At 73.3% G+C, this 13,021-nt stretch carries 12 protein-coding genes; 7 read left to right on the top strand and 5 right to left on the bottom strand.

All coding sequences use genetic code 11. From position 1 onward, the window contains the following. Window positions 1-63: 63 nt before the first annotated feature. The 3 genes from ACFYOH_RS24230 to ACFYOH_RS24220 form a co-directional block, all read right to left on the bottom strand. Window positions 64-669, bottom strand: a complete 606-nt coding sequence (locus tag ACFYOH_RS24230; RefSeq protein WP_388628908.1) for a hypothetical protein — start codon at window positions 667-669, stop codon at window positions 64-66. A 184-nt stretch (window positions 670-853) separates the two neighbouring features. Then, on the bottom strand, window positions 854-1,678 hold the full coding sequence (locus ACFYOH_RS24225) for an MOSC domain-containing protein (RefSeq protein WP_388628906.1): 825 nt from the start codon (window positions 1,676-1,678) through the stop codon (window positions 854-856). 44 nt (window positions 1,679-1,722) lie between these two features. Continuing rightward, entirely contained in the window at window positions 1,723-2,160 is a 438-nt protein-coding gene (locus ACFYOH_RS24220) for a DUF6643 family protein (protein WP_388628903.1), read from the bottom strand. 287 nt (window positions 2,161-2,447) lie between these two features. Here ACFYOH_RS24220 and ACFYOH_RS24215 point away from each other — a divergent pair, with 287 nt between their 5' ends. Then, entirely contained in the window at window positions 2,448-3,770 is a 1,323-nt protein-coding gene (locus ACFYOH_RS24215) for a TerD family protein (RefSeq protein WP_388628900.1), read from the top strand. Between the two features lie 6 nt (window positions 3,771-3,776). Here ACFYOH_RS24215 and ACFYOH_RS24210 read toward each other — a convergent pair whose 3' ends face one another. After that, window positions 3,777-4,970 (bottom strand): glycosyltransferase, encoded by a 1,194-nt coding sequence (locus tag ACFYOH_RS24210; RefSeq protein WP_388629266.1) that lies wholly within the window; start codon window positions 4,968-4,970, stop codon window positions 3,777-3,779. Between the two features lie 39 nt (window positions 4,971-5,009). On the opposite strand from ACFYOH_RS24210, the gene ACFYOH_RS24205 reads away from it, so the two are divergent. Together ACFYOH_RS24205 and ACFYOH_RS24200 are read left to right on the top strand one after the other, a co-directional pair. Beyond that, window positions 5,010-5,795 carry a glutamate racemase gene (locus tag ACFYOH_RS24205; protein WP_388628898.1) on the top strand — a complete coding sequence of 262 codons (786 nt, stop codon included), beginning with the start codon at window positions 5,010-5,012 and terminating at the stop codon, window positions 5,793-5,795. 94 nt (window positions 5,796-5,889) lie between these two features. Next, complete coding sequence (locus ACFYOH_RS24200) at window positions 5,890-6,435, top strand: hypothetical protein (protein WP_388628895.1); 546 nt, start codon at window positions 5,890-5,892, stop codon at window positions 6,433-6,435. 39 nt (window positions 6,436-6,474) lie between these two features. Here ACFYOH_RS24200 and ACFYOH_RS24195 read toward each other — a convergent pair whose 3' ends face one another. Further along, the gene (locus ACFYOH_RS24195) at window positions 6,475-7,437 is read right to left on the bottom strand and encodes an O-antigen ligase family protein (protein ID WP_388628893.1); all 963 of its coding nucleotides are present in this window, start codon (window positions 7,435-7,437) and stop codon (window positions 6,475-6,477) included. 479 nt (window positions 7,438-7,916) lie between these two features. On the opposite strand from ACFYOH_RS24195, the gene lnt reads away from it, so the two are divergent. The 4 genes from lnt (at window position 7,917) to ACFYOH_RS24175 (ending at window position 12,962) form a co-directional block, all read left to right on the top strand. Beyond that, window positions 7,917-9,527 (top strand): apolipoprotein N-acyltransferase, encoded by a 1,611-nt coding sequence (lnt, locus tag ACFYOH_RS24190; protein WP_388628890.1) that lies wholly within the window; start codon window positions 7,917-7,919, stop codon window positions 9,525-9,527. Between the two features lie 89 nt (window positions 9,528-9,616). Next, entirely contained in the window at window positions 9,617-10,096 is a 480-nt protein-coding gene (locus ACFYOH_RS24185) for an NUDIX domain-containing protein (RefSeq protein WP_388628887.1), read from the top strand. Window positions 10,097-10,150: 54 nt separating this feature from the next. Beyond that, the gene (locus ACFYOH_RS24180) at window positions 10,151-10,966 is read left to right on the top strand and encodes a 3-hydroxybutyrate dehydrogenase (RefSeq protein WP_388628884.1); all 816 of its coding nucleotides are present in this window, start codon (window positions 10,151-10,153) and stop codon (window positions 10,964-10,966) included. A 76-nt stretch (window positions 10,967-11,042) separates the two neighbouring features. Beyond that, on the top strand, window positions 11,043-12,962 hold the full coding sequence (locus ACFYOH_RS24175; RefSeq protein WP_388628881.1) for a helix-turn-helix domain-containing protein: 1,920 nt from the start codon (window positions 11,043-11,045) through the stop codon (window positions 12,960-12,962). Window positions 12,963-13,021: the final 59 nt, after the last annotated feature.

The raw sequence follows: 13,021 nt of genomic DNA, 5'->3' as shown, positions 1-13,021 counted from the left end.
GCGCTTCGGCCGGTCCACCGTAGCGCGTGCGTCCATGGTGGGTTGACCAGAGCCGGAAGGCCGTCAGCAGCCGGTGCCCGCCTTGCCCCAGTCCGGGCCCGCCCGGTCCCAGGCCTGGTCCCAGCGTGCGTACCGTCCGCGGACCATGCGCCACACCGTCAGCCGTCTGCCGCCTTCGACCAGGCCCGCGACCAGCAGAGCCGCGCCGATCCCGGCGAGCACCGCGTGTGTCGTGGCGGTGGGGGAGTCCAGCGGGCGGGTCGTTATTCGGCCGTGCGGATCCGTCCAGAGTCCGAAGTGGTCGCCCGCCTGCGGGGACTTGAGCCCGGCCAGGGCGGGGCCGTGCCGGCGGGTGCCGTCCGGCGCGGTCCAGTTCGCGAGGACACGGCTGCGGGACTCGCGCGCCGCCGTGGTGTCGGGGTCGGTCTCCAGCGGGGCCTCGTGCAGGTCGCGCACCACCGTGGCCATGACGAGGTGGCGCGTGTGCCGCTGCTCGCGCACGGACCGCTGCAGCGAGTCCTGGGCGGCGGCGCCGACCAGACAACCGACCACGGGCGCGGCCGCGGCGACCAGCACCAGCGCCACGAGGGCCACCCATGCCTCGGCCAGGTCGGTCACACGGCGCAGCGGATTGTGCCGCCAGCGCCACAGGCCACTGATCGCCCGCATCTCCCCACCCCCTTACGCCCCGTCATAACCCCCGGCGCGGGAGCGCATCCGCGGCCCGGAGCAAGAGAGAGCGACATCACGTCCACCGCGGACGGTCACGCACGCGGCTTCTCACGAAGGTCTCATGTCTCCCAACGACCGGGACCCGCCCTCGGTTCCCCGGCCGTGGCGCCGCCGTCGCGCGCTATCCCAGCACCCGCACCGGGTCCCCGACCCTGATCGTGCCGCGCGAGAGGGGCACGAGGTTCTGGCCGAAGAGCAGCCTCGATCCGACCTTGCGGTGACGTGCCAGGGTGCGCAGGGGCTCCCGGCCGCGTACGGCGGTGTCCTGGTCGACGGTGGTGACGACGCAGCGTCCGCTCGCCTTCGCGACGCGGAAGACGACCTCGCCCATGGAGATCCGGGACCAGCGGTCCTCGGCCCAGGCCTCGGTGCCGGCGACGACGACGTTCGGCCGGAAGCGGTTCATCGGCAGCGGGCCCTCGGCGGCGTGCGCACACTCGGCGATCAGGGAGTTCAGCGCGTCGAGGGAGGCCGCCGTGGCGACCAGCAAAGGATAGCCGTCCGCGAAGCTCACCGTCTCGCCGGGCAGGGCGTACTCGGGATCGACGGGGCGGCGGGTGGCCGGGTCGTCCATGTGGACCAGGCGGACGTCCGCCCGTAGAAAGGCGCTGCACCAGGCGTGCGCGGCCGCGGCCGCCGGGACCGCCTCGACCTTGGTCCCGAAGATGTTCACCGGCACGGTCCCGGCCGGCTCGGGCACGGACACCGTCAAGGGTGCCTGGCCGGGTGCGGACAGACGAACGCCGCCGCCGGCCTCGGGCTCGGCGGCGGCCAGCGCGAGGCGCGGCTGCTCGCGCTGTGTGACGACCTTTCCCCCGTCGTCGATCAGCGTCCAGCGCCGGTCACCGGCCAGGCCCCAGGGCTCCACGACAGCCTCCCGGGGTGCGTGCCCCCGGAACGCCTTGACCGGATGAACGTGGATCGACTGCACTACGGCGTTTTCCATGCCGCCATCGTGCCAGCAGGCACCGACAGCGGCCGGCGCGCCGGTCAGTAGCCGCGGTACTGCTGGTTGTTGTACGGGTCCTGGTAGGGAGCCGGCGCGGGCCGCGGCGCGGCCGGGCGCATCGCCTCGTAACCCGTGCCCATCCCCATCGGGCGCTGCTGCTGGGGGGCCTGCGGGCCGGGGTAACCCCGCGGCGCGGCGGCCTGCTGCGGGATGTACGCAGTGGGCGCCTGCTGCAGGGGCGCGGGCTGCGGCGTGTGCGGGTAGCCGTAGGCCGGAGCCTGCGGGGAGGGTGCCGCCGGGAGGGCGGGCAGGGCCGGCGGCAGAGCGGGCAGGCTGCTGCCCGAGTCGTAGGCGGCGGGGACCCGGATCGGGGCGATCTGCGGGGTACCGCGCTCGGCGACGAGCGAGTCGTAGATCGGGGTGTCCGGGAAGGAGGCGGAGTAGTAGCCGCCACCATAAGTGGAGCGGGGGGAGGTCATGGCACATAAGTTAAGCCCACGATGTGCTCGTTGGGGAGACCGATAAGAGGGTTGTTTTCCGAGTCGGCAGTGACCTGGGATCCCCAATCCGAGCGAACTTGGCAAAAAGGGACGTCAATCCGCGCTTTAATCGTGTAAAGGGCGAGTTCATGCGGGGTTACCGGGAGTTGACCGGCGATCTTTCGGTGCCGGTCGTGGGTGTTCGCCGCACCGGCGAATAGGTTGTGCTGGTAGGGATGACTGGACGGCCGAGGGTGTACGGAAGCCGACACGGAATGGGGGCGGGCATGTCCATGCTGAAAGGGGCGAACGCGCCGGTGCCGACCACGGCGCTGCGCGTCGAACTGGGCTGGCGCTCCGGACCCGGCGTACCCGACGCGGACGCCTCCGCGCTGCTGCTCGCCACCGGGAGGGTCCGCTCCGACGACGACTTCGTCTTCTACAACCAGCCTGCCCATCCCTCCGGGGCGGTGCGCCACGAGGGCAAGCGGACGGCCGCCGCGGGCGTCACCGACACCCTGTCCGTGGACCTCGCGCGCGTGGAGGGCGCGATCGAGCGGATCGTCCTCGCCGCCTCCGCCGACGGCGGGACCTTCGGGCAGGTCCCCGGCCTCTACATCGAGGTGACCGATGCCGTGAGCGGCCAGGCGGTCGCCCGCTTCGACAGCCCGGGCGCGACCGTGGAGACGGCCTTCGTGCTCGGGGAGTTCTACCGCCGTCAGGGCGGCTGGAAGTTCCGCGCTGTCGGCCAGGGCTACAGCAGCGGGCTGGAGGGCCTCGCCACGGACTTCGGCATCACCGTGGACAAACCCCAGCACGCCGCACCGCCCGCCGCGGCGCGTCCGGTGGCTCCGCCCCTGCCTCCGGCCCCCCTACCGCCACTCCCCTCCACGCTGCCGCCCGCGCCCGCGTCGCCCCCGACCATGCCGGCCGCGCCCGCGCCCCCTCCGGCACCCCAGCCCGTCCGTCTGTCCAAGGTCACCCTCACCAAGGCGGCGCCCTCCGTCTCGCTCGCCAAGCAGGGCGGAACCTCCGGTGCCATGCGGGTGAACCTCAACTGGCAGATGCGTGAGCAGTTTTTCGGCCGGGGCGGCCGGGGCGGCCGGGGCGGCCGGTGGGGAGGCGGGCGAGGAGAGATCGACCTCGACCTGTGCGCCCTGTACGAGCTCGCCGACGGCCGCAAAGGGGTGGTACAGGCCCTGGGCAACGCCTTCGGTTCGCTGCACCGGCCGCCGTACATCCACCTCGACGGCGACGACCGCACCGGTGCCGTGGCGAGCGGTGAGAACCTCACCGTCAATCTCGACCACAGGCAGGACTTCCGGCGCATCCTCGTCTTCGTCACCATCTACGAAGGCGCCGACTCCTTCGCCGACCTGCACGCCACCGTCACCCTCCAGCCGCAGCACGGCGCCCCGATCGACTTCTCGCTCGACGAGTGCGCCGTGCCGTCCACGGTGTGCGCGCTCGCCCTGATCACCAACACGGGCGGCGACCTCCTGGTGCAGCGCGAGGCGCGGTATCTGGTTCCGGAGCGTGGAGTGAGCCCGCAGCGGACCATAGACCGCGCCTACGGCTGGGGGATGAACTGGACGCCCGGCCGCAAGTGACCGGGCTCAGCCCTCGTCGGCCACGGCATCCGGACGCGCGTACGTGCGGCCCTTCCAGGCGGCCCCGCGCCCCCGGTAGTGCTGCACGGCCGAGTCCACCGTCATCAGCAGATACAGCGACGCGGTGAACGGCAGCAGGGGAGCGAGCCACAGCGGCTGCCGGTAGTAGCGCAGCATCGGCGCGTACGTCCCCGCCATCACCGCCCACGCCAGAGCGCCGACGACCGCCGTTGGCGTACTACCGCTCGCCGCTCCGACGATCACCGCGGCGGGCGGCACCAGGTACACCAGCGCCAGCCCGGCGACCGTACCGAGGAGCAGCAGCGGGTTGTGCCGCAGCTGGGCGTAGGCGCTGCGCGCGACCATCCGCCACAGGTCGTGCAGCCGCGGATACGGCCGCACGCTGTCCACCCGGTCGGCCAGCCCCAGCCAGACGTGCCCACCGGCGCCCTTCACCGCGCGTGCCAGCGCCACGTCGTCGATGACGGCGTGCCGGATCGCGTCCGGGATGCGAGCCCGCTCCGCCATGTCCGCGCGCAGCAGGACACAGCCGCCCGCCGCCGCGGCCGTACGTGAGCCCTTCCGCCCGATCCGGCGGAAGGGATACAGCTGCGCGAAGAAGTAGACGAACGCGGGAACCACCAGCCGCTCCCACGCGCTCGCCACCCGCAGCCGCGCCATCTGCGACACCACGTCGAAGCCCCCGGCCCGGGCCGCCGCCACCAGCGCGCGCAGGCTGTCCGGCGCGTGCGCGATGTCCGCGTCCGTCAGCAGCAGGTACTCGGGGTCACGCGCGCGTGCCAGGCCGATGCCGTGCCGCACCGCCCACAGCTTGCCCGTCCAGCCCGCCGGCGGCTCGCCCGGAGACCCCACGGTCAGCGGCAGTCCGCCGTGCCGCCGGGACAGCTCGCGGGCCAGCTCCCCGGTGCCGTCGGTGCTCCCGTCGTCCACCAGGACCACCTCGGCCCGCCCCGGATAGTCCTGCGCCAGCAGCGACGGCAGGCTCGCGGGCAGCACGGCGGCCTCGTCACGAGCCGGTACGACCAGACAGACGGACGGCCACGCGTCCGGCTCCCGGCGCGGCGGCAGCCGGACGTCCGTGCGCCAGAAGAAGCCCTGGCCGAGCAGCAGCCAGCACCATGCGGCCAGCGATACGACGGTGATCCACAGCAGGGCGCTCACGCCCGCAGTCTGCCCCACCGGAGGGGGCCGCAAGGCCCGATCGTCTATCGTGGCCGGGTGAAGATCGCGCTCATGGACTCCGGAATCGGCCTGCTCCCCGCCGCCGCCGCGGTACGGCGGCTGCGGCCCGACGCGGATCTCGTGCTCTCCTGGGACCCCGACGGGATGCCCTGGGGGCCGCGCACTCCCGAGGACATCACCGAACGGGCCCTCGCCGTGGCCGAGGCCGCCGCCGCCCATGAGCCCGACGTTCTGATCGTCGCCTGCAACACCGCGTCCGTGCACTCCCTGCCGGTGCTGCGGGGCCGCTTCGAACCGGACCTGCCGATCATCGGCACCGTCCCCGCGATCAAGCCGGCCGCCGCGGGCGGCGGGCACGTCGCGATCTGGGCGACACCCGCCACCACCGGAAGCGCGTACCAGCGGAATCTGATCGACCAGTTCGCCGCCGGTGTGACCGTCACCGAGGTGGCCTGCCCCGGTCTCGCGGACGCGGTGCATCACGCGGACGAGAGCGGGATCGACGCCGCGATCGCCTCGGCCGCCGGCCGCACCCCCGAGGACGTGACCACCGTCGTCCTGGGCTGCACCAACTACGAGCTGGTCGGCGAGCGCATCCGGGCAGCCGTCCAGCGGCCCGGCCGACCGCCGCTCGCCCTGCACGGCTCCGCCGGGGCGGTGGCCGCGCAGGCCCTGCGCCGGATCGGCGCGGATGCGGCCCCGGCCGCCGTCGCCGACACCACCCTCACGGTGCTCCTCAGCGGTCGCGAGGCCACGCTCCCGGAGACGGCGCTGTCCTATGCGGAAGGCCGTTTCCTGGAGGCGGTCAGCCCCGTCCGCTGACCTCGCACCACAGGCGGGCCGCCCTGGCCCACCTGGGTCAGTCACCGTCTGCCACGCCCTACCCGCGCAGGGAAACCTGAGTAACCTCATGAATATGAGGGACGACCGCCACGCCGACGACGGCCCGAACCCCGAGGTCTGGACCGGGCGCGCCACGAACCGGGTCCAGTGGCTGCTGGCGCTGGTGGGCGCCGCCTGCATGGCCCTCGGTATCAAGCTGGCCGTGGACTCGGCATGGACCTCGGGCATCGCCCCGCTGGCGATGTCCGTCGTGGGCTGCATCGCCGCCGGTCTCCTGGTCCTCTTCGGCACCCTCGCCTTCGTGCACGTCGACCTCAGGCTCGACAAGGAGTGCCTCGAGATCCGCTGCGGCCACATGGGGCTGCCGCGCCGCCGCATCCCGCTCTCCCATGTGGCCGGCGCCGACTTCACCGCCCTTGTCACACCCCGGAACTGGGGCGGCTGGGGTTACCGGTGGCGCCCTGAGAAGGGCACGGCCGTGGTCGTACGCCGCGGCGAGGGCATCGTGCTGCGCCTGTGGGACGGCCACACCTTCACGATCACCGTGGACAACGCGGAGTCGGCGGTACGGGTCATCAGGGCCCGGCTGCGGACGATCACTCCGGGTTCGGCCCGCTGAGGCCACGCGCCGCGCATGCCGCGCAGGGCATGACACCGCTCAGAGGCGGGGCTCGCGCGCCCACGGCCGCGCCGACGCCCATCCGGCCAGCAGCCCGGCGCCCACGGTCACCGTGGTGAAGCTGAGCGCGTCGCTCACCGTGGCGAACACCGCGAGCGCCGTCAGGGCCGCACCGGCGGTCAGGGCGACCGGGGTGGAGCGCGGAGAGCGCCACAGCGCGTGCAGCACCCAGCAGAACGCGGCCACGAACAGCAGCGCCCCGACGACGCCCTGCTCTGCCGCCAGCTGGAGGAGGGCCGAGTGCGGCTTGCCGTCGGCGGACAGCGTCCGCGGGGCCGTGCCGCCCAGCTCGCCGAACCGTCCCGGACCGATGCCGAGCCCCCGGTTCCGGGCCGCCAGGTGCAGGGCGTCCCGCCACAGCGCGACCCGGTGCTCGGTCAGCCGGCCTTCGAGCACCCGGGCGAGTCCACCCGGCAGCACATCGGCGGCGAGAGCCCAGGCCGTTCCGGCCACCAGTGCTGCCGCCACCGCCAGGCCCAGCAGACAGCCGCCCCGGCGGGACACCGAGCCCGCTGCGAGCGAACACAGCAGTACGGCCGTACTCGCCACGCACCCGGCAGCAGAGCCCAGCACACCCCCGGTCAGCACGATCCCGACGGCCAGCAGCCGCAGCACCAGCCTCAGCTCCGCTACGGCCGTCGCCCAGGCGGCACAGCCCGCGGCACCCGTGGCCAGTGCCAGCAGGGCGGCCGTGCCACCGGCGTGGCCGAGCGGGGCGGTGTACCGGGGACCCGCGGAGAGCGCGGGCAGGGCCACGGCCAGCGCGAGTCCGGCCGCCGCGCCGGCGCATGGCGCGGCCACCGGCAGCAGTGCCCCGGACACCCGGCCGACGGCATGACCGGCGGCCACGGCGAGGACCGCGAGCAGCATGCCCTCGGGTCGTCCGTCATGCGCCGCGGCGGTGATCAGCGACCAGCCGGCGCAGGCGCCCAGCAGGATCATGCCTGCCCCGTCAGAAACGTTTCGTCTGACGTCGACCGCGCCCGCGTCCACACCGGCCGCGGATCTTGTCCCCGTCGACCCCACCGCTGCCCCTCGTCCCCGTTGCCCCAGGCCACGGCCGGGCACGCGCCGGATCCGGCCGCACTGCCGAGGCTGGGCTCACCGTAGCGGCTGATGACCGGTTTGGGCACGAGATGCGACGGAAAGTGGCGGTGGGGCGGGCGGAACGGCGTGAAGGGGGCGAAGCGGTGGGGCCTTCCGTGCCGCCGGTGCGGTCGCGCGCCAGGGGGACGGTGCCCTTCGTGCGGCCGCCGGGAGTCGGTGCCGGGACTCGGCGCCGGACCGTTTGCCGAGCACCACACAGGCGCGTCGGCCGACCGGCGAGGGCGGCGACCAGGCACAACCATGGCCGGTGGCGTCGGTCCCGGCCCGCGAACCGTGCTGTCGGCGGCGAGGGCAGCCGCCGTACACTCACCCGGGTGACCGTCACCGCAACTTCCGTGGACCAGCCGGACCAGCTCCAGCCGTCCCCCGCGCCCAGCGCGTTCCGCGGCCGCCTGCTCCGCCTGGTCCCGGCCGTCGCCTCCGCGCTCTGTGGAGTGCTGCTCTACGTCAGTTTCCCGCCGCGCACCCTGTGGTGGCTGGCGCTGCCCGCCTTCGCCGGGTTCGGCTGGGTGCTCCGCGGTCGTGGCTGGAAGTCGGCCCTCGGCCTGGGCTACCTCTTCGGGCTCGGCTTTTTGCTGCCGTTGCTGGTGTGGACCGGTGTGGAGGTCGGTCCTGGTCCCTGGCTGGCCCTCGTCGCCATCGAGGCGATCTTCATCGCCCTCGTCGGCGTCGGTGTCTCCGCCGTCTCCCGACTGCCGGCCTGGCCGGTGTGGGCGGCCGCCCTCTGGATCGCGGGCGAGGCGGTACGCGCGCGCGTGCCCTTCCGGGGCTTCCCCTGGGGCAAGCTCGCGTTCGGGCAGGCGGACGGCGTCTTCCTGCCGCTGGCCGCTGTGGGCGGCACGCCGGTGCTGGGCTTCGCGGTCGTCCTGTGCGGATTCGGTCTGTACGAGGCCGGCCGGCTGATCGCCGAGCGGCGCCGGACCCAGGTCGTACGGCGGGGCGCGGCCGCCGCCGCGCTCCTGAGCGTGGCGGTCCCGGTGGCGGGCGCGGTCGCCGCACGGCCGATGGTGAGCGACAAGGCCGACGCCGGCACCCGGACCGTCGCGGTCATCCAGGGCAATGTGCCGCGCTCCGGGCTGGAGTTCAGCGCCCAGCGGCGGGCCGTGCTCGACTACCACGTCCGCGAGACGTTGAAGCTTGCCGCCGACATCAAGGCGGGCAAGACCCCGAAACCCGACTACGTGCTGTGGCCGGAGAACTCCTCCGACATCGACCCCTTCGCCAACCCCGATGCGGCCGCCGTCATCGAGGGCGCCGCCAAGGCCGTCGGTGCGCCCATATCGGTCGGCGGTGTCGTGGAGCGCGACGGCGAACTGCTCAACGAGCAGATACTCTGGGACCCGGCCAAGGGACCCACGCAGACCTACGACAAGCGGCAGATCCAGCCGTTCGGCGAGTACCTTCCGCTGCGCGGGCTCGTCGGCGCGATCAACAAGAACTGGACCGGCATGGTCCGCCAGGACTTCAGCCGCGGCAGCAGTCCGGGCGTGTTCGACATCGACGGCGCCAAGGTGGGCCTGGCCACCTGCTACGAGGCCGCCTTCGACTGGGACGTGCGGGACACGGTCACCCATGGCGCGGAGATGATCTCCGTACCGAGCAACAACGCGACCTTCGACCGCAGCGAGATGACCTATCAGCAGCTCGCCATGTCCCGGATCCGCGCCGTCGAGCACAGCCGCACCGTCACCGTGCCGGTGACCAGCGGCGTCAGTGCGGTCATCATGCCGGACGGGAAGATCACCCAGCGGACCGGCATGTTCGTGCCCGCCTACCTCGTCCAGAAGGTGCCGCTGCGCACGTCCAAGACGCCCGCCACCGAGCTGGGTATCCTCCCGGAGATCGCTCTGGTGCTGGTCGCCGCGGGCGGTGTCGGCTGGACGATCGGGTCCGGACTGCGCCATCGGCGCGCCGGTGGCGCATAGCCGTACGACCGGCATACGCCCCCTGAAATGGTGCGTGCGGCCACTGAACCGCCAGGAGGACATGGGTCCGGCCCGTTAGGGTCGGGCCCATGGCCACTCCTGACTTCATCCGCACGCTCCGGGCCTCCGCCGGCCGGCAACTGCTCTGGCTCCCCGGGGTCACCGCGATCGTCTTCGACGACGAGGGCAGAGTGCTCCTGGGCCGGCGGACCGACACCCGCAAGTGGTCGGTGATCGGGGGCATCCCGGAACCCGGTGAGCAGCCGGCGGCCTGCGCCGTGCGGGAGGTCTTCGAGGAGACGGCGGTGCACTGCGTGGCCGAGCGGGTCGTCCTCGTCCAGGCCCTGGATCCGGTCACCTATCCCAATGGTGACCAGTGCCAGTACATGGACATCACCATCCGCTGCCGGGCCGTGGGCGGCGAGGCGCGGGTCAACGACGACGAGTCCCTGGAAGTGGGCTGGTTCCCGGTGGACGCGCTGCCCGAGCTCAACGAGTTCGGCCACTTCCGGATCAAGCAGGCCATATCTGGCGCACCCACATGGTTTGCCCCTACGACTATCGGCTGAAGTATGGGTGGTCGCCATATGTGGTGACGGGTGAGTGCCACCTAGGGTCGGCACATGACCTCGTCCAGCCTCTCGCCCTGCCTTCGCCCTCAGCCCCTCGCCCTGGATCTCGGCGGCCGCACCGCCCTCGTCACCGGCGCCGCAAGCGGCATCGGCCGCGCCTGCGCGCTGCGGCTGGCGGCCGCCGGTGCGCGGGTGCGGGCCGTCGACCGGGACACGGCCGGCCTGGCCGAGCTGGCCCAGCAGGTGGAACGAGCCGGTGACCTGCCGGGAGCCGTCGAACCGCACGCCGTGGACCTCACCGACCTCGACGCCGCCGAACGCGCCGCCGCCGGCGCCGATGTGCTGGTCAACAACGCGGGCCTGCAACTGGTGCGCCCCATCGAGGAGTTCCCGCCCGAGGTCTTCCACACCGTGCTGACCGTGATGCTGGAGGCGCCGTTCCGTCTCATCCGCGGCGCCCTGCCGCACATGTACGCGCGGGGCTGGGGCCGGATCGTCAATGTGTCCTCCGTCCACGGTCTGCGCGCCTCCGCCTACAAGGTCGCCTATGTGGCCGCCAAACATGGTCTGGAGGGCCTGTCGAAAACGGCCGCTCTGGAAGGCGCGGCCCATGGGGTGACCTCGAACTGTGTGAACCCGGCCTATGTGCGCACGCCTCTGGTGGAGAAGCAGATCGCCGACCAGGCGCAGGCGCACGGCATCCCCGAAGAACGCGTGCTGTCCGAGGTCCTGCTGAAGGACAGCGCACTCCAGCGGCTCATCGAACCGGAGGAGGTCGCCGAGGCCGTGGCCTACCTGTGCAGCCCGCAGGCGTCCTTCGTCACGGGCACCTCGCTGGTGCTCGACGGCGGGTGGACGGCCCACTGAAGCGCCCGGCAGCGCCCAGCCCGGAAGTTTTCCACAGGCCTGACGGGCCGAGCGGCCGATGCGGAATCCTGTGACCATGTCTCGCGATCACGTTCAGACGGCACCCAGCGGCAGCATCGAGGCCCCGTACCTCGAGCTGCTGGCCCGCGACGCCTCCGCGGAGGCGTACGAGCAGCCGCTGCTGCTCGCCCGGGCCGAGGGCGGACCGGCCGACCGGATCGCCGCGCTGGAACAGGCCAAACTGCTCGCCCTGCGGGTCCGTGCCGAGCTGGAGGGCCGCCGGCGCCGCGAGGCGGAGCTGTCCGCGCTCTTCGAGACCGCCCACGACCTCGCGGGCCTGCGTGATCTGGACGCTGTGCTGCAGGCCATCGTGCAGCGCGCCCGCTCCCTGCTCGGCACGGACGTCGCCTACCTCACCCTGAACGACCCGGCGCGCGGCGACACCTACATGCGGGTCACGGAGGGCTCGGTCTCCGCCCGCTTCCAGCAGCTGCGCCTGGGCATGGGCGAGGGCCTCGGCGGACTGGTCGCCCAGACGACACGGCCGTACGTCACGGACGACTACTTCAAGGACGCCCGCTTCCAGCACACCCTCTCCATCGACGACGGCGTCCGCGACGAGGGCCTGGTCGCCATCCTCGGCGTCCCTCTCATGCTCGGCCCGCATGTCATCGGCGTCCTCTTCGCCGCCGACCGCAGGGCACGCGTCTTCGAACGCGCGCAGATCGCCCTGCTCGGCTCCTTCGCCGCGCTCGCCGCGGCCGCCATCGACACAGCGAACCTGCTGACCGAGACCCGTGCCGCCCTGGCCGGCCTGGAGCGCGCCAACGAGATCATCCGGGACCGCAGCGCGGTCATCGAGCGCGCCTCGGACGTACACGACCGGCTCGCCGAACTCGTCCTGCGCGGCGGCGGGGTGCACGACGTGGCCGGTGCCGTCTCGGAAGTCCTCGACGGCACCGTGGAGTTCAGCGAGGCCGACGCGGCACCGGCCGAGGCGCTGGAGGCCTCCCGCGCCGAGGGACACGCCGTACGGCACGGCAACGACTGGATCGCGGCGGTCGCCGCGGGCGGTGAACTCCTCGGCGCGCTGGTCCTGCGCGGGCATCCCGGCCTCGACCCCGTCGACCAGCGCACCCTGGAGCGCGCGGCGATGGTCACCTCGCTGCTCCTGCTCGCCCGCCGCTCGGCGGCCGAGGCCGAACAGCGGGTGCGGGGCGAGCTGCTGGACGACCTGCTGGACGCACGCGACCGCGATCCGCGCCTGCTGCGCGAACGCGCCGCCCGGCTGCACGCCGACCTGGACGCCACCCATGTAGTGCTCGCCGCACGCCTCGACGGCCCGACGGCCGACGCCGACGAGGAGGCCGCGGCCCGCCGCCGGCTGTGGTCGGCCGCCTCCCACCTCGCCGCGACCCGGCACGGCCTGGCCGCCGCACGCGACGGCGGCACCGTCCTGCTGCTGCCGCTCACCGTCGGCCACAGCGCCACAGACCTGGCCCGGCGCACCGCCCGCCAGCTGGGCACGGCCGTCCACCAGCCGGTCACGGTCGGCGCCTCCGCCCCCGTCACCGAGCTCACCACCCACCCAGAGACCGTCGTCGGCGCCTACGCCGAGGGACGCCGCTGCCTGGACGCGCTGCACCTGCTGGGCCGGGCCGGGGACGGCGCGGCGGCCGAGGACTTCGGTTTCCTCGGCCTGCTCCTCGCGGGCGAACGTGACGTCGCCGGCTTCGTCGACCGCACCATCGGCCCGGTCGTGTCCTACGACGAGCGACGCGGTACGGAACTGCTGCGCACCCTCGACGCGTACTTCGCCTGCGGGATGAGCCCGGCCCGCACCAAGGACGCGCTGCACGTCCACGTGAACACGGTCGCCCAACGGCTGGAGCGGGTGGGCCGGCTGCTGGGCGAGGACTGGCAGACCCCGGCCCGCGCCCTGGAGATCCAACTGGCCCTGCGACTACACCGGTTGGCGGCCCCGGACAGACGCTGACCCCCGTACGGGCGCGCCGTACGGGGGCTGGGCAGCGGATGCGCGGGCGGCGGGCCATG

The organism is Streptomyces sp. NPDC007856, assembly GCF_042868225.1.
GTDB lineage: Bacteria > Actinomycetota > Actinomycetes > Streptomycetales > Streptomycetaceae > Streptomyces.
Note: the sequence above shows the minus strand (reverse complement) of the source record. Positions and strands in the feature narration are given on the sequence as shown.